This window comes from Geodermatophilus sp. SYSU D00696, from assembly GCF_054050235.1.
Genome location: NZ_JBJGYY010000030.1, coordinates 36,312 through 52,623 on the forward strand (window position 1 = coordinate 36,312; position 16,312 = coordinate 52,623).

The following is a 16,312-nucleotide window of genomic DNA, read 5'->3' on the forward strand; positions in this document are numbered from 1 at the left end:
CCTCACCGCCCACCGTGAGGGAGGACGCCGCACGATCAGGTCACCTGATCGTGGCGCGGGCTCAGACCACCCGGCCGCGCAGCACGGTCAGGCGCGGCCGGGCCAGGGTGTCGAGGTCGGCGCGCGGGTCGGTGTCGTAGACGACGACGTCGGCCGGCGCGCCCTCCTCGAGACCCGGCAGCCCCAGCCAGGCGCGGGCGGCCCACGACGCCGCCCCCAGGGCCGCCTCGGCGGGCAGCCCCGCGGCGCACAGGGCGCGGACCTCGTCGGCGATCCGGCCGTGCTCGATGCCGCCGCCGGCGTCGGTGCCGGCGAACACCGGCACCCCGGCCTCGTACGCCGCCCGCACGACCGCGCCGGAGGTCGCGTACAGCCGCCGGATGGTGCTCGCGTAGCTGGGGAAGCGCTTCTCCCCCGCCGCGGCGAACTCGGGGAAGTTCTCGACGTTGACCAGCGTGGGGACGACGGCGGTGCCGCGCGCGGCCATCTCGGCGACGAGGTCCTCGGTGAGTCCGGTGCCGTGCTCGATGCAGTCGATGCCGGCGCGGACCAGGTCGGGCAGCGCGTCGGTGCCGAAGGTGTGCGCGGTGACCCGGGCGCCCTCCTCGTGCGCGGCGGCGATCGCCTCGCGGACCGCCTCGGCGGGCCACTCCGGCGCCAGGTCGCCGACCGACCGGTCGATCCAGTCGCCGACGAGCTTCACCCAGCCGTCGCCGCGACGGGCCTGCACCCGCACCTCGGCGGCGAGGTCCTCCGGCTCGAGCTCGACGGCGAGCCCGGGGATGTAGCGGCGGGTGCGGGCGATGTGCCGCCCGGCCCGGACGATCCGCGGCAGGTCGGGCTCGTCGTCGAGCGCCCGGGTGTCGACCGGGGAGCCGCAGTCGCGCAGCGCCAGCACACCCGCGGCGCGCTCGGCCAGCGCCTGCTCCCGCAGCCCGGCGAGGTCCTCGACGAGCACCCCGCCGCGGCCGATGCCGACGTGGCAGTGCGCGTCCACCAGGCCCGGCAGCAGCCACCCGCCGCGGGTGACCGTCTCCGCGCCGGGCACCGGCTCGGTGGTGATGCGGCCGTCGCGAACCCACAGGTCGCGGTGCTCGCCCTCGGGGAGGACGACACCGGAGAGGTGCAGCGCGGGCGTGCTCACCGCCCGGGCCGCTCGTCCCCGAACTTGCTGAAGTCGAGCTTGGACAGGTCGGGCAGGGCCTGCCCGGGCGGGAGCGAGGGCATGCCGCCGGGCAGCTGCCCGGGGAACCCGGCGCCGGTCGGCAGCCCCGGGGCGCCCATGGGCCGGCGGGCGGGGGCCTTGCCGCCCTTGCCCTTCTTGCCCTTGCCCTTCTTCGACTGCGCCTGCATCTGGCGGCCGCGGGCCTTCTTCGACATCGGGCCCATGCCGGGCAGGCCCATGCTGCCGGCCATCTGGCCCATCATCTTCTGCGCCTGGGCGAAGCGCTCCAGCAGCTGGTTGACCTCCGTGACCGTGACGCCGGAGCCGTTGGCGATGCGCACCCGCCGCGACGCGTTGATGATCTTCGAGTTGACCCGCTCCTCGGGGGTCATCGAGCGGATGATCGCCGCGGTGCGGTCCAGGTCGCGGTCGTCGACCTGCTTGAGCTGCTCCTTCATCGCGCCCGCGCCGGGCAGCATGCCGAGCAGGTTGGCGATCGGGCCCATCTTGCGGATGGCCGTCATCTGCTCGAGGAAGTCCTCGAGGGTGAAGCCCTCGCGGCTGACCAGCTTGCCGGCCATCTTCTCGGCCTGGTCGGCGTCGAAGGCCTGCTCGGCCTGCTCGATGAGGGTGAGCACGTCGCCCATCCCGAGGATGCGCGAGGCCATCCGCTCGGGGTGGAAGACGTCGAAGTCGGTGAGCTTCTCGCCGGTGGAGGCGAACATGATCGGCTGCCCGGTCACGTAGCGGACCGAGAGCGCGGCACCACCGCGGGCGTCGCCGTCGAGCTTGGTGAGCACGACACCGGAGAAGCCGACGCCGTCACGGAAGGCCTCGGCGGTGGTGACGGCGTCCTGGCCGATCATCGCGTCGACGACGAACAGCGTCTCGTCGGGCTGCACGGCGTCGCGGATGCCGGCGGCCTGGGCCATCAGCTCGGCGTCGATACCCAGCCGGCCGGCGGTGTCGACGACGACGACGTCGTGCAGGGTGCGGCGGGCGTGGTCGATCGAGTCGGCGGCCACCCGGATCGGGTCGCCGACGCCGTTGCCGGGCTCGGGCGCGTAGACGTCGACGCCGGCCTGCTGCGCCACGATCGTGAGCTGGTTGACCGCGTTCGGCCGCTGCAGGTCGGCGGCGACCAGCAGCGGCGTGTGGCCCTGGCCCTTGAGCCAGCGGCCGAGCTTGCCGGCCAGGGTGGTCTTACCCGAGCCCTGCAGACCGGCGAGCATGATGACCGTCGGCGACTGCTTGGCGTGGCGCAGCCGGCGGGTCTCGCCGCCGAGGATCTCGATGAGCTCCTCGTTGACGATCTTGATGACCTGCTGGGCCGGGTTGAGCGCCTGCGAGACCGCGGCGCCGCGCGCCCGCTCCTTGATGGCGGCGATGAACGCCCGCACGACCGGCAGCGCGACGTCGGCCTCGAGCAGCGCGATGCGGATCTCGCGCGCGGTGGCGTCGATGTCGGCGTCGGTCAGCCGGCCCTTGCCCCGCAGGCCGGTGAAGACCTTGTCGAGGCGGTCGGAGAGGGTCTCGAACACAGCACGTCCTCGTCGGGTGTCGCGGGCGCGGGCCCGCCGGTCAGACCGACCGGCGACACGGCTCGGACCCGGCCGGGTCCTCGCGCCTCCTGTCCCCAGCGTATCGACCGCGACGCGCCGAGCGGGCCGGCGACAGGTGGCGCCGGGCGGAGTCAGTCCCCGACGGCCCCGTCACCGAGCACCAGCGCCAGGAAGTCCCGGGTGCGCACGTGTGCCTCCAGGGGGTGCCGGAAGTGGCCCTCGGTGGACACCGTGTACCGGTTGCGGCGCCCGACGCGCTCCCGGACGACGTGGCCGGCCTCCTCGAGGTCGGCGACGATCATCTGCACCGCGCGCTCGGTGATGCCGACCCGCTGCGCGACGTCACGGACCCGGGCGTCGGGATCGGCCGCCAGGCTGACCAGGACGTGGCCGTGGTTCGACAGGAACGTCCACCCGGGTGCGGAGCCGGCCACGGGCAGCACCGTACTCGTCACGGCCTGGCGCGACCCTCGTCACAGAAGTTGATTTCCTGTATCGTGTTTCGTGCGAGGGGAGTACCCGACCGCATCCGCGAAGCCGCCGCCCGTCAGTCCCGGCCCCGGCCCGGGCGCGGCCGGTCCTCCGGGACCGGGGGAGACCTCGCCGCCCCGGAGGAGGTCCCGTGGCCGCTCTCGCCCCACCCGTCCCCCTGGCGCCGGTAGCCGCGCCGCTCCGCCGCCCGGCCAAGGGACACCCGCCCCGTCTGCTGGCCGTCCTCACCGGACAGGAGGGCGCCCTTGCCGTCCTCGACGAGGCCCACGCCCGCGCGAGGGAGACCGGGGCGGAGGTGCACACCGCGCTGCTGCTGCCCCGCACCGCTGTCGCGCTGGATGCCGCTGTGGCCGCCCGGCTCGGCGAGGAGGTCGAGCGTGAGGTGGCCGACCTCGTCGCGCTGACCACGCAGCGCGCCGCGGCGGCCGGCCTGCCCGCGCGGATCACCGTGCACCGACTGGGCGGCCTGCGCGGCCGGCGCCGGGAGCGCGTCCTCGACCGCGCCGTCGCCCGCCTCGCCCGGCGGCTGGACGCCGTCCCGGTCGGGTGGCCGGTCCCGTGACCGCCACCGTGCCCCGGCGGGTCGCCGGCCCCTCCCCCGAGCAGGTCGTCCTGCTGCAGTCGGTGCGCGACGAGCCCTGCGTGTCCCTGCTGGCGACGACCACCCCTGCACCCCGCATGACCGACGCCGACGCGCGGACGCTGCAGCGGCTGGCCGGCGAGGCCGGGGCCCGCCTGGCCCGCGACGGCGCGCCCGCCGAGCTCGCCACCGCGCTGGAGGACCTCGTCGCCGCCGCCCGCACCGAGCCGACCGGCGCGGGCATCGCGCTGTACGTCAACCGGGCGCTGCGCCAGGTGGTGCGCCTGCCGGTGCCGGTCCCCGACCGGGTGGTGGTCGACCCCACCTTCGCCACCCGCGACCTGGTGCGGGCGCTGCACCGGATCCCGCGGCACGTGGTGCTGCTGCTCTCGGAGCAGGACGCGCGACTGCTCGAGGGCGGCGCGGGGACGCTGCGCCCGCCGCGGCGCTCGCCGTTCCCGCTGCGGGCCGAGGACGACGCCGGCGACGCGTTCCTGCGCCGCGTCGACCGGGCGCTGGGCACCTTCCTGCGGCTGCACCCCGCCCCGCTGGTGCTGGTGGGCGGGCACCGGGTGGTCGGCCGGTTCCGCCGGCTGTCGCGCAACACCGGCCGGCTGGCGGGCACGGTGACGGGCAACCTCACCCGCGCACCCCTGTCGGTGCTCGTGCCGCGCGTGCGCGAGGTGCTCGACGGTTACCTGCTGTCGCGGCAGGACGAGGCGCTGGCGCACCTGGACCGGCGGCGGTCCCGCTCGGCCGTGGTGGAGGGCATCGACGCCGCCTGGCTGGCCGCCCGGCGGGAACGGCCGGAGATGCTCGCGGTGGAGGAGGGCTTCACCCTCGCCGCCCGGCTCAGCGCGGACGGCGACTTCCTGGTCCCCGCCGACGACGTCGAGCACCCCGACGTGGTCGACGATGTCGTGGACGAGCTGATCGAGACGGTGCTGCTGCGCGGCGGGTGGATCGCGTTCGTGGCCGACGGCGCCCTCGCCGACGCCGGCCGGGTCGCCCTCGCTCTCAGGTGAGGTGCTGGAACGGCCACCCTCCAGGGACCCGCGCCGAGCGGAGCGAGGGCGTGGGGGGGAAGGATGGCCGTTCGTCACGCGGCGCGGCGGACCGCCGCCTCGAGCACCGGCTCGAGCGCGCCGAGCAGGAACCCGGCACCGCACCCGGTGCAGATCCACTCGGGGCACTCGCCGCCCTCGTCGGTGTGCCCGTCGGCGCACGGCGGCTGCTCGAACACCGTGTCCTCCCCGCAGGTGGAGCAGGGCCAGGTCTGCTGGTCGTGCACGTCGACTCCCCCTCGCCGTCGGTGGCGGGACCGTTCCGTCCCGCGACTGAGCCCGACGGTCGCACGGGCCACCGACAGTCCCGCGCACCTCAGCGCGGCGTGTCCGCTCCCCCGCTGTACGCCGGGTCGAGGACCGCCCCCCGCGCCGCGGCGACCAGCGCCGCCTCGACCCGCGCCCGCCGGCCGGGGTCGAGGGGGCCCCCGTCGGGGTTGCTCACGTAGAAGTAGTCGGCGGCGTCGGCACCGAGGGTCTCGATGCGGGCGGAGGTGACGTCGAGCCCCTCCGACCCCAGCGCGGCGGTGAGCCGGTAGAGCAGGCCGGCCCGGTCGCCCGCGCGGACCTCCACGATGCTGGTCGCCTCGCCGCTGACCTCCGCGTCGTGCCAGGAGATGCGCGGAGGCGCCGACCGGGCGGCGTCCTGCCGGTAGTCGGCCTCGCGCTGCCGGAGCCGCTCGGCCAGCGGCAGCGTCCCCTCCAGGGCGGCCCGGACGGCGTCGGCCAGGATCGCCGGCTGCGGCGCGCGCCCGAACCGGGGGCGGACGGCGAACACCGCCGTCGCCCGGCCGTCGGTGACGTCGACCTTCGCGGCGCGGACGTCGAGCTGGTTGAGCGCCAGCACCCCGGCGAGCCGGCTGAACAGGCCCTGCTCGTCGGGCGCCCCGATGGTCACCTGCTGGCCGTCGGCGACGTCCTCGACGCCCACGGTCACCGCGCCGTCGCCGCCGGACTGGGTGACCGTGGGCTCGGTCGGGGCCAGGACGGGGTCGGGATCGGCCACCGGCGCCCCGCCCAGGTGCGCCTGCACGCGGGCGACCAGCTGGGCGACCAGGTGGGCCTTCCACGGCGACCACGCCGAGGAGCTGGTGGCCGCGCCGTCGGCCTGTGCGAGTGCGTGCAGCAGCTGCAGGACCTGCGGGTCGGCGCCGATGGTGGCCGCGACCCGCTCGATCGTCGCGGGGTCGTCGATGTCGCGGCGGGTGGCGGTGTCGGGCAGCAGCAGGTGGTGGCGGACCAGCGTGCCCACGACGGCGACGTCGGCCGGCGCGAAGCCCATGCGGGCGGCGATGCCGCGGGCGACGGGCTCCCCCACGACGCTGTGGTCGCCGGGCCGGCCCTTCCCGATGTCGTGCAGCAGCGCGGCGACCAGCAGCAGGTCGGGCCGGTCGACGTCGTGGGTGAGCTCGGCGGCGGCCGCCGCGGCCTCCACCAGGTGCCGGTCGACGGTGAACCGGTGCCAGGGATGGCGCTGGGGCAGCGACCGCACCTGCTCCCACTCCGGCAGGAACCGGCCGAGCAGGCCCTCCTGGTCGAGCTGCTCGATGACCGGGACCGCCGGGCGGCCGGCGGCCAGCAGCCGCAGGAACGACCAGCGCACCTCCGCGGGCCACGGCTCGGGCACCGGCGGGGAGTGCACGGCGAGCACCTTGAGCGTGTAGGGCGAGAGCAGCAGGTCCATCCGGGCGGCGGCGGCCGCACCGCGCAGGGCCAGGCCCGGGTCGGTGGCCGGGCGGGCGTCGCGGGCGAGCACCACCTCGTCGCCCTGCCGCACGACCCCCTCGGCCAGCGGTTCGCGGCGCACCCGGCGGTAGCGGCCACGGGGCCGGCGGACCAGTGCCGCCTCGACCCGCCGCCAGGTGTCGTCGGCGACGAAGGCCAGCCGCCGCCCGGCGAGGCTGACCTCGCGCAGCAGCACGTCCTCGTCGGCGGCGCCGTCGGTCCCGAAGCCGAGCGCGGCGGCGACCGGCCGCTGCTCCTGGCGGACCAGCACGTCGGAGGACCGGCCGGTGCGGCGGCGCAGCTCGTCGCGGACGTCGAGCAGCAGGGCGTAGGCCGCCTCCACCTCCGCGGCGGGCTCGTCGCCCAGCTGCGCGGCGGCGACCGCGCGCAGCACCTGGCCCTCGCGCAGCCCGCCGTAGGCCTCCTTGAGGTCGGGCTCGAGCAGGAACGCCAGCTCACCGACCTGCCGTGCCCGCTGGCGGCGCAGGTCGCGCAGCTGCGGCAGCAGCCGGGACGCCGACTGCCGCCAGCTGGCCAGCGTCGCGGTGCGCAGCGCGGCCGCGAGGCCGGCGTCCCCGGCGACCAGGCGGGCGTCGAGCAGGCCGAGGCCGGCCTTGACGTCGGTGGAGGCCACCGCGACCGCCTCGGGCACCGAGCGCACCGAGTGGTCCAGCCGGACGCCCGCGTCCCAGATCGGGTACCAGACGGCGTCGGCGAGGGCGGCCACCTCGGGGCGGCCGTCGTGCACCAGCACCAGGTCGAGGTCGCCGTGCGGCGGGGGCTCCCGCCGGCCCAGGCTGCCCACGGCCACCAGTGCGACGCCGTCGGTGCCGGTGCGCGGCGGTGTCGCTGCCCGCCCACCCGCACCGCGGCCCCGCCGCGACGGCGGGGTCCCGGCGACGGCGGCGGTCAGCAGGCCGCCCAGCCAGGCGTCGAGCTGCTGCACCCGCTCCGCGCGGGTCAGCTCGGGCAGCGACCCGAGGTCGGGCACGGTCCCCCCTGTCGGGTCGGTGGGTCGGGGCCGGGACGGCGTCGGCCGGGACGGCGGTCCTCCCGCCACCCCGGCCGACGCTGCTCACCCGGGTCCCCCTAGAGCGCGTCCTCGCCGCGCTCGCCGGTGCGGACCCGCACGATCTCGTCGATCGTGGTGACCCACACCTTCCCGTCGCCGATCTGGCCGGTGGAGGCCGACTCGACGACGGCGTCGACCACCCGGGCGGCCTCGATCTCGCCGACGACGACCTCGATGCGCACCTTGGGCACGAAGTCGACCTGGTACTCCGCACCGCGGTAGACCTCGGTGTGACCCCGCTGGCGGCCGAAGCCCTGGACCTCGCTGACCGTGAGGCCGGTGATCCCGATCAGCTCGAGGGCGTTCTTCACGTCGTCGAGCTTGAACGGCTTGATGATGGCGGTGACGAGCTTCACACCCGGCTCCTGTCGGTGAGGTCGGTACCCCGCGCCTCGGCGCGGGTCTGGCCGGCGGCCGCGAGAGCCGAGCCGCCACCGCCGCCACCCAGGGAGGCCAGGTCGTACCCGGTCTCGGCGTGCACGACGCCGTCGATGCCGGCGACCTCGTCCTCCTCGGTGATGCGGAAGCGCATCAGCTTCGCGATGGCGGTGCCGATGACGAGCGTCAGCACGAACGAGTAGACCAGGACCGCGAGCGCGCCTAGCGCCTGCCGCCACAGCTGGTCGACCCCGCCGCCGTAGAACAGCCCGTCGACGCCGGCGGTGGTGGCGCCGGAGGCGAACAGGCCCACCGCCAGGGTGCCCCACAGGCCGCCGACGAGGTGGACACCGACGACGTCGAGCGAGTCGTCGTACCCCAGCCGGTACTTGAGGCCCACGGCGAGGGCGCAGACGGCGCCGGCGACCAGGCCGATGGCGATCGCGCCCAGGGGCGTCACCGACGAGCAGGCCGGGGTGATGGCCACCAGACCCGCGACGACGCCGGAGGCCGCGCCCAGCGAGGTGGCGTGCCCGTCGCGCAGCTTCTCGGTGAGCAGCCAGCCGAGGGTGGCCGCGCCGGTGGCCGCGAGCGTGGTGACGAAGACCTCGGCCGCCTGCCCGTTGGCGGCCAGGGCCGAGCCGGAGTTGAAGCCGATCCAGCCGAACCACAGGATGCCCGCGCCGATCATCACCAGCGGCAGGTTGTGCGGCCGCATCGGGTCCCGGCCGAAGCCGCGGCGCCGGCCCAGCACCAGCGCCAGCGCCAGCCCGGCGGCACCGGCGTTGATGTGCACCGCGGTCCCGCCGGCGAAGTCGATGGCCAGCAGGTCGTTGGCGATCCAGCCGCCGGTCTCGGACTCGGCGCCGTCGAAGGCGAAGACCCAGTGCGCGACCGGGAAGTAGACCAGCGTCGCCCAGATGCCGGCGAAGACCATCCACGGGCCGAAGCGGGCGCGGTCGGCGACGGCGCCCGAGATCAGCGCCACGGTGAGGATCGCGAAGACGCCCTGGAAGGCGACGAACGCCAGCGAGGGGATGGTGAAGACGAGGTTGTCCGGGGCGAAGGCGCCCTCCAGGCCCGCGGTGCCGATCAGCGAGGACAGGCCGAAGAACTCGGTCGGGTCACCGAGCAGGCCGCCGCCCACGTCGTCGCCGAAGGCGATCGAGTAGCCGTAGAGCACCCACAGCACGCTGATCAGCGCGAGTGCCCCGAAGCTCATCATCATCATGTTCAGCACGCTCTTCGCGCGGACCATGCCGCCGTAGAAGAGCGCCAGACCGGGGGTCATGAACAGCACCAGCGCGGCGCTGACCAGGACCCAGGCGGTGTCGCCGGTGTCCACGGCAACCTCCTGACGTGTGGTGTGGCCGTGCGACGGGGCAGGCCACAGGACGGACCCGGAGCGCGCTGGAGAGCCCGGGGGGTGCGGCGACCACCGTGCCGGGCCGGTGTTTCCGGAGCCGTCGTCCGGCCGTTTCCGGACGGTGAACTCCGCGCCGCGTGTCCGCCCCCCGTGTGTCCGCCGTGTTGCGGCCCGCCCCGGTCCGCCCGCACCGGCCCCGTGCGAGACGGGTGCAGGTGCAACTCGGTTGCAATAAGGTGCCCGGGGGACGGCGTCCGGCCGCCCCGCGCCCAGCCGGTCCCGGGAGGTCCGCGTGCACGTCCCCGACGGGTATCTCGACGCCCCCACGTCACTGGCCACCGGCGCCGTCGCCGCCGGCGCGGTCGCCGTCGCCCTGCGCGGCGCCCGCCGCGAGCTCGACGAGCGCACCGCTCCCCTCGCCGGGCTGACCGCGGCCTTCGTCTTCGCCGTCCAGATGGTCAACTTCCCGGTCGGCGCCGGCACCAGCGGCCACCTGGTGGGGGCCGCGCTGACCGCGGTGCTGGTCGGCCCGTGGACGGCGGTGCTCTGCATGACCGTCGTGCTGCTCGTCCAGGCGCTGCTGTTCGCCGACGGCGGCCTGACCGCGCTGGGCACCAACGTGACCCTGCTGGCGGTCGTGGCCGTCGGCGTCGGCTACGGGGTGTTCCGCCTGCTCCTGCGGCTGCTGCCGCGCACCCGAACCGGCCTGCTCGCCGCCGCGGGCGCGGGCGCCTTCCTGTCGGTGCCGGCCGCGGCGCTGGCGTTCGTCGCGTTGTTCGCCGCCGGTGGGGTCGCCGACGTCTCCCTCGGCCTGGTGCTGGCCGCGATGGGCGGGATCCACCTGCTCATCGGCATCGGGGAGGCGCTGATCACCGTCGCGGTGCTCGGCGCGGTCCTGTCGGTGCGGCCCGACCTCGTGCACGGCGCCGCCCACCTGCGCCGGAGCGCCGACCTCGCCACCCGTCCGGGCCTGCGCGCCGAGGAGGCCCTCCGGTGAACCGCCGCCGCGCGTTCTGGCTCGCCGGCCTGCTGCTGACGCTGCTCGTCGCCGGGGTCCTCAGCTCCTACGCCAGCGCCTCCCCCGACGGCCTGGAGTGGGCCGCCGGTGAGTCGGGCTTCGCCGACACGGCCCGCGACAGCGCGGCCGTCGGCTCGCCGCTGGCCGACTACGGCGTCGCCGGGGTCGACGACGCCCGGGTCTCGGGCGGGCTGGCCGGCGTCGTCGGCGTCGCGGTCACCCTGGCGCTCGCCGGCGGCCTCGCGCTGCTGCTGCGCCGGCGCGGCCGCTCCGGCACCCGGGACTGACCCGTGGGTGCCGGGCACGGCGGCCCGCTGGGCGCGGCCCACGTCGCGCGCGACACCGTCGTCCACCGGCTGCCGGCGCACGTCTCGCTGGTCGCGGTGCTGGGCTTCGCGCTGGTCGTCGTCGCCACCCCGGTGCGGCCGGCCTGGGCCCTGGCCTACGCCGGGTACGCCGTCCTGGTGCTCGCCGCGGCGGCGCTGGCGCGCGTGCCCGCCGCCCGGCTGGCCCGCGGGCTGGCCGTCGAGGTGCCCTTCGTGGTCTTCGCGCTGCTGCTGCCGCTGGTGGCCCGCGGCCCGCGGGTGGAGGTGCTCGGCCTGTCGCTGTCGGAGAGCGGCCTGGTCGCCGCCGGCGGGCTGCTGGCCAAGGCGACGCTGTCGGTGCTCGCCGCCACCGTGCTCGCGGCCACCACTCCCCCGCAGGACCTGGTGCGCGGCCTGCAGCGGCTGCGGCTGCCGGCGGTGCTGGTGCAGATCCTGTCGTTCATGGTCCGCTACGCCGACGTCGTGGCCGGCGAGCTGCGGCGCATGCGGGTGGCCCGCGAGTCCCGGGGCTTCCGCGGCCGGGGGCCGGGTGCGCTGCGGGTCGTCGCCGGCACCGCGGGTGCGCTGTTCGTCCGCTCCTACGAGCGCGGCGAGCGGGTCCACCTGGCGATGCTGGCGCGCGGCGGGGACGGCCGGCTGCCCGCCGGGCCCGCGGTCGCCGTGCCCGCGCGGGTGTGGCTGACCGGGCTGGCGCTGCCCCTGTCCGCCGGGGCCGTGCTGGCGACGGGGATGCTCGGGGCGTGACCGGCCCCCAGCCCTCGCTCCTGGTGGAGGACCTGGCCTTCGCCTACCCCGACGGGCACCAGGCGCTGTTCGGCGTCGACCTGCGCGTCGACCGCGGCGAGCGGGTGGCGCTGCTGGGCCCCAACGGCGCCGGCAAGACGACGCTCGTGCTGCACCTCAACGGCATCCTCGGCGGAGGCCGGGGCCGGGTCAGCGTCGCGGGTCTGCCGGTGGAGCGGCGCAGCCTGCGGGAGGTCCGGCGGCGGGTCGGCGTCGTCTTCCAGGACCCCGACGACCAGCTGTTCATGCCCACCGTCGGCGAGGACGTCGCGTTCGGCCCGCGCAACCTGGGCCTGCCCGAGCCGGAGGTGGCCGCCCGGGTCGCCGCGGCGCTGGACCAGGTGGGCATGGCCGGGGTGGCCGACCGCCCGCCGCACCACCTGTCGTTCGGCCAGCGCCGCCGGGTCGCGGTGGCCACGGTGCTGTCGATGCACCCGGAGGTGCTGGTGCTCGACGAGCCGTCGTCCAACCTCGACCCGGCCGGCCGCCGTGAGCTCGCCGAGGTCCTCACGAGCCTGCCGGTGACGATGCTGATGGTCACCCACGACCTGCCCTACGCGCTGCAGCTGTGCCCGCGCTCGGTGGTGCTCGACGGCGGCGTGGTGGTCGCCGACGGGCCGACCCGCGAGGTGCTCGCCGACACCGACCTGCTGGCCGCCCACCGGCTGGAGCTGCCCTACGGGTTCGACCCGCGCACCGTGCCCTGACCGGCCGGGCGGGCCGAGTGAGCAGTTCCGGTCGGCTCCGGCGGCGAGTCACGCCGTGTCGGCGACCTCAGCTGCTCACTCGACGCGACTGGAGGTGACCGGAACCCGGCTCTCAGTCGGCTGCGCCGACCAGGCCCTCGGCGAACGCCTCGGGCTCGAACGGCGCGAGGTCGTCGGCGCCCTCCCCCAGCCCGATCAGCTTCACCGGGATGCCCAGCTCGCGCTGCACCGAGACGACGATGCCGCCCTTGGCGGTGCCGTCGAGCTTGGTGAGCACCACGCCGGTGACGTCGACGGCGGAGGTGAACACCCGCGCCTGCACGATGCCGTTCTGGCCGGTGGTGGCGTCGAGCACCAGCAGCACCTCGGTGACCGGGCTCTGCTTCTCCACGACCCGCTTGATCTTGCCGAGCTCGTCCATGAGGCCGGACTTGGTGTGCAGCCGGCCTGCGGTGTCGACGACGACGGTGTCGACCTCGGCCTCGACGCCGGTGCGCACCGCCTCGAAGGCCACCGACGCCGGGTCGGCGCCCTCGCGGCCGCGGACGGTGAGCACGCCGACCCGCTCGCCCCAGGTCTCGAGCTGGTCGGCGGCCGCGGCGCGGAAGGTGTCGGCGGCCCCGAGCACGACGCTGCGGCCGTCGCCGACGAGCACGCGGGCGATCTTGCCGACCGTCGTCGTCTTGCCCGCGCCGTTGACCCCGACGACCAGGACGACGCCGGGCCGCCCCTCGCGCCGGTCGGTGCCCAGCCGGCGGTCCAGGTCGGGCCCGAGCACGGCGGTCAGCTCGCGGACCAGCAGCGCGCGCAGGTCGGCGGGCGACGCGGTGGCGAGCACCATCGACTGGGTGCGCAGCCGGTCGACGATCTGCTGGGTGGCCGCGACGCCGACATCGGCGGCCAGCAGGGTCTCCTCGACCTCCTCCCAGTCGTCCTCGGTGAGCCGCTCGCGGGCGAGCACGGTGAGCAGGCCGCGGCCCAGGGAGGACTGCGAGCGGGCCAGCCGCGAGCGCAGCCGCACCAGCCGGCCGGCCGACGGCGGCGGCGTCTCGAAGACGACGTCCGGCTCGGCGACCGCCGGGGGCAGGTCGACCGGCGGCGGTGCCTCGGGCGTCACCGCGTCGGGCTCGGCCGGCGCCAGGCCCTGACCGGAGGCGGTCGCGCCGGCCGGCCGGTCCTCCGGCGGGGCGGGAGGGGCGCTGGGCGGGCGCGGGCGGGTGAGCGTCGTGCCGGCGACGGCGTCGTCGTCGAGCCGGGTGGTGCGCCGGCCGCGGCCGACCAGCAGGCTCACCCCGGCGACCAGGGCCACGAGGAGGATCGCGATCGCGATCAGCACGAACTCCATGCCGGTCAGTCTCCCAGCCGCCGTGCAGCCGGGTCTGGGCGGAACCCGGACCGTGGGCCACGCTGAACCCATGCCGCCACCCGACCGGGACACCCCCGCCCTGCTGCTCGGACCCCTGCTGCGGCACGTCGACCCGGTGTCGGCCACGGTGTGGGTGGAGACCGACCGGCCCTGCACCGTCGACGTCCTCGGCCGGACCGCGCGGACCTTCCGCGTCGGCGGCCACTGGTACGCGCTGGTCGTCGTCGAGGGCCTCGAGCCGGGTAGCACCACGCCCTACGAGGTGCGGCTCTCCACCGACGGCACCGACGGCGTCCGGGTGTGGCCGGAGTCGAGCTCGCCGTTCCCGCCCAGCCGCATCCGCACCCCCGGCCGGCCCGGTCCCTTCCGGCTGGCGTTCGGCTCCTGCCGGTACGCCGCACCGAGCACCGTCGACGTCGCCGAGGGCATCCCGCCCGACGCCCTGGACGCCTACGCGCAGCGGGTCGCCCGGCTGCCCGAGGACCAGTGGCCCGACGCGCTGGTGCTGCTGGGCGACCAGGTCTACGCCGACGAGCTCACCCCGGCGACCCGCTCGTGGCTGCGGGTGCGCCGCGGCGAGGCGGTGCCCGAGGACGCCCAGACCCGCGACCTGGAGGAGTACACCCGGCTCTACGCGGAGTCCTGGACCGACCCGCAGGTGCGCTGGCTGCTGTCGACCATCCCGTCGTCGATGGTGTTCGACGACCACGAGATGATCGACGACTGGAACACCTCGGCGGCCTGGCGGCGCCGGGTCACCGCCACCGGCTGGTGGGACGAGCGGATCGCCGGCGGGCTGGCCACCTACTGGGTCTACCAGCACCTGGGCAACCTCTCCCCCGCCGAGCTGGCGGAGAACGCGACCTGGCAGGCGGTGCGCGCACTGCCCGAGGACGCCGACGCCGGGCCGCTGCTGCGCGAGATGGCCCTCGCCGCCGACCGCGACCCGCGGACGGTGCGCTGGAGCTACGCCCGGCAGTGGGGCGACGCCCGGCTGCTCGTGGTCGACAGCCGGGCCGGCCGGGTGCTCGACGAGCAGGCCCGCCGGATGGTCGACGACGACGAGTTCGCCTGGATCGAGGACCAGATGCGGCAGGCGGTGCGGGACGGTGTCTCGCACCTGCTGGTCGGCACGTCGCTGCCCTGGCTGCTCCCCCACGCCATCGACTCCATCGAGCGCGTCGACGAGGCGCTGGCGGTGCGCCACGAGGGCCGGCTGGTCGGGCGGGCCGCCGAGGCGGCGCGGCAGGCCGCCGACCTGGAGCACTGGGCGGCGTTCGGGCACAGCTTCGACCGGCTGGCCGCCGCGCTGCTGGCGGTGGCCCGCGGCGAGCACGGCCGGGCGCCTGCGACCGCGGTGGTGCTCTCCGGCGACGTCCACCACGCCTACGCCGCCGAGGTGGTCGAGCCCGGCGGCCTGACCGGCCGGGTGCACCAGCTCACCGTCTCCCCGCTGCACAACCAGGCGCCGCACCCCATCCGGGTGGGCTTCCGCATCGGCTGGAGCCGGTGGGCGCGGCGGTTCACGCAGGCGCTGGCCCGCGCCGCGCGGGTGCGCCCGCCGTCGGTCGAGTGGGCCAAGGCCGCCGGGCCGTTCTTCGGCAACCAGGTCGGCGAGCTGGTGCTCGACGGCCGCTCGGCGCGCTTCGTCCTGCACGTGAGCGACCACCGCGAGAACGGCGAGGAGTGCCTGCAGCAGGTGCTCGACCTGCCGCTGGCCGACCCCGTCCCGGCGGCGGTGGGGGCGCAGGGGGTGACAGGCTGACGGCGTGACCGATCCCCACGAGCAGGAGCACGGCACGAAGCCGGCACCCGGCCCCGACCAGCCCCCGATCCCCGTCCGCCTGGTCACCTTCAACACCCACCACGGTGTCGGCGAGGACCGCCGCCACGACCTGCCCCGGCTGGCCAAGGTGCTCGCCGCGGCCGACGCCGACGTCATCTGCCTGCAGGAGGTCGACCGGCACTTCGGCAAGCGCAGCGAGGACGTCGACCAGGCGCTGCTGCTCTCGCGCGCGCTGGACATGCAGCTGGCCTGGGGCCCGGCCATCGACGAGCCGCGGCCCGGCGACGACGACCGCCGTCAGTACGGCAACGCGCTGCTGTCGCGGCTGCCGATCCTGGTCAGCGACGTCCACCCGCTGCCCGGCACCGGGGAGCCGCGCAGCGCGCTGCGCACGCTCGTCGAGCTCGACGGCGGCGCGCTGTGGGTGACCACCACCCACCTGACCACCCGGTCGGCGGCCGAGCGCGCCGAGCAGGTCGCGGTGCTGCGCGCGCTGCACACCGAGCCGATGGCCACCGGCGTCGTCGTCGGCGACCTCAACGCCGCACCCGACGCCCCGGAGCTGGCGGCCCTGCGCGCGGACTTCACCGACGCCTGGGAACTGGCTGCCGAGCGCGACGACCAGGCCCGCTGGCGGTTCTGGCAGCGCGACGAGGGCCTGACCCACCCGGCGCGGTCGCCGCACACGCGCATCGACCAGGTGTGGGTGACCCGGGGCATCGCCGTGAAGGGGGCGCGGGTGCTCGACGGCGCGGGGGCGTCGGACCACCTGCCGCTCGTCGTCGACCTGCTGGTCCCCTCCGGCGTCTAGCCGGGGGGGGGGGGGGGGGGGGGGGGGGGGGGGGGGGGGGGGGGGGGGGGGGGGGGGGGGGGGGGGGGGGGGGGGGGGGGGGGGGGGGGGGGGGGGGGGGGGGGGGGGGAG

Annotated in this window: 16 protein-coding genes; 8 read left to right on the forward strand and 8 right to left on the reverse strand. The window is 76.4% G+C overall.

All coding sequences use genetic code 11. The annotated features are described in order from the left end of the window. Positions 1-61: 61 nt before the first annotated feature. The 3 genes from ACI79O_RS17765 to ACI79O_RS17775 form a co-directional block, all read right to left on the reverse strand. Complete coding sequence (locus ACI79O_RS17765; protein ID WP_456891427.1) at positions 62-1,144, reverse strand: amidohydrolase family protein; 1,083 nt, start codon at positions 1,142-1,144, stop codon at positions 62-64. Further along, entirely contained in the window at positions 1,141-2,706 is a 1,566-nt protein-coding gene (gene ffh / locus ACI79O_RS17770) for a signal recognition particle protein (RefSeq protein WP_456891429.1), read from the reverse strand. The genes ACI79O_RS17765 and ffh overlap by 4 nt, the downstream gene beginning before the upstream one ends. Positions 2,707-2,858: 152 nt before the next feature. Then, on the reverse strand, positions 2,859-3,161 hold the full coding sequence (locus tag ACI79O_RS17775; protein ID WP_456891431.1) for a helix-turn-helix transcriptional regulator: 303 nt from the start codon (positions 3,159-3,161) through the stop codon (positions 2,859-2,861). A gap of 188 nt (positions 3,162-3,349) precedes the next feature. On the opposite strand from ACI79O_RS17775, the gene ACI79O_RS17780 reads away from it, so the two are divergent. Both ACI79O_RS17780 and ACI79O_RS17785 read left to right on the forward strand, forming a co-directional pair. Continuing rightward, positions 3,350-3,781, forward strand: coding sequence for a hypothetical protein (locus tag ACI79O_RS17780; RefSeq protein ID WP_456891433.1), 432 nt, complete (start codon positions 3,350-3,352; stop codon positions 3,779-3,781). Then, positions 3,778-4,824 (forward strand): baeRF3 domain-containing protein, encoded by a 1,047-nt coding sequence (locus ACI79O_RS17785; RefSeq protein WP_456891435.1) that lies wholly within the window; start codon positions 3,778-3,780, stop codon positions 4,822-4,824. The genes ACI79O_RS17780 and ACI79O_RS17785 overlap by 4 nt, the downstream gene beginning before the upstream one ends. A gap of 74 nt (positions 4,825-4,898) precedes the next feature. Here ACI79O_RS17785 and ACI79O_RS17790 read toward each other — a convergent pair whose 3' ends face one another. From ACI79O_RS17790 to ACI79O_RS17805, 4 genes are all read right to left on the reverse strand, one after another. Then, entirely contained in the window at positions 4,899-5,090 is a 192-nt protein-coding gene (locus tag ACI79O_RS17790; protein WP_456891437.1) for a hypothetical protein, read from the reverse strand. Between the two features lie 89 nt (positions 5,091-5,179). Next, on the reverse strand, positions 5,180-7,579 hold the full coding sequence (locus ACI79O_RS17795; protein ID WP_456891438.1) for a [protein-PII] uridylyltransferase: 2,400 nt from the start codon (positions 7,577-7,579) through the stop codon (positions 5,180-5,182). 98 nt (positions 7,580-7,677) lie between these two features. Continuing rightward, positions 7,678-8,016, reverse strand: a complete 339-nt coding sequence (locus tag ACI79O_RS17800; RefSeq protein ID WP_073421809.1) for a P-II family nitrogen regulator — start codon at positions 8,014-8,016, stop codon at positions 7,678-7,680. Next, positions 8,013-9,383, reverse strand: coding sequence for an ammonium transporter (locus tag ACI79O_RS17805; protein ID WP_456891440.1), 1,371 nt, complete (start codon positions 9,381-9,383; stop codon positions 8,013-8,015). Before ACI79O_RS17805 ends, ACI79O_RS17800 begins: the two co-directional genes overlap by 4 nt. Before the next feature lie 313 nt (positions 9,384-9,696). On the opposite strand from ACI79O_RS17805, the gene ACI79O_RS17810 reads away from it, so the two are divergent. Genes ACI79O_RS17810 through ACI79O_RS17825 form a run of 4 tightly spaced genes read left to right on the forward strand, consistent with a single transcriptional unit; the run spans position 9,697 to position 12,238 of the window. Next, complete coding sequence (locus ACI79O_RS17810) at positions 9,697-10,401, forward strand: energy-coupling factor ABC transporter permease (RefSeq protein ID WP_456891442.1); 705 nt, start codon at positions 9,697-9,699, stop codon at positions 10,399-10,401. Then, positions 10,398-10,709 carry a PDGLE domain-containing protein gene (locus ACI79O_RS17815; RefSeq protein WP_456891444.1) on the forward strand — a complete coding sequence of 104 codons (312 nt, stop codon included), beginning with the start codon at positions 10,398-10,400 and terminating at the stop codon, positions 10,707-10,709. Before ACI79O_RS17810 ends, ACI79O_RS17815 begins: the two co-directional genes overlap by 4 nt. 3 nt (positions 10,710-10,712) lie before the next feature. Beyond that, positions 10,713-11,492 (forward strand): cobalt ECF transporter T component CbiQ, encoded by a 780-nt coding sequence (cbiQ, locus tag ACI79O_RS17820; protein ID WP_456914810.1) that lies wholly within the window; start codon positions 10,713-10,715, stop codon positions 11,490-11,492. Next, a complete protein-coding gene (locus ACI79O_RS17825; RefSeq protein WP_456877040.1) occupies positions 11,489-12,238 on the forward strand; it encodes an energy-coupling factor ABC transporter ATP-binding protein in 750 nt (249 codons plus the stop codon). The genes cbiQ and ACI79O_RS17825 overlap by 4 nt, the downstream gene beginning before the upstream one ends. A 112-nt stretch (positions 12,239-12,350) precedes the next feature. Here ACI79O_RS17825 and ftsY read toward each other — a convergent pair whose 3' ends face one another. Further along, positions 12,351-13,583, reverse strand: a complete 1,233-nt coding sequence (gene ftsY / locus ACI79O_RS17830; protein ID WP_456891448.1) for a signal recognition particle-docking protein FtsY — start codon at positions 13,581-13,583, stop codon at positions 12,351-12,353. A 70-nt stretch (positions 13,584-13,653) separates the two neighbouring features. Between ftsY and ACI79O_RS17835 the strand changes: the two genes are divergently transcribed. Further along, positions 13,654-15,369, forward strand: a complete 1,716-nt coding sequence (locus tag ACI79O_RS17835; protein WP_456891449.1) for an alkaline phosphatase D family protein — start codon at positions 13,654-13,656, stop codon at positions 15,367-15,369. 4 nt (positions 15,370-15,373) lie between these two features. After that, complete coding sequence (locus tag ACI79O_RS17840; protein ID WP_456891451.1) at positions 15,374-16,201, forward strand: endonuclease/exonuclease/phosphatase family protein; 828 nt, start codon at positions 15,374-15,376, stop codon at positions 16,199-16,201. The last annotated feature ends 111 nt before the right edge of the window (positions 16,202-16,312 follow it).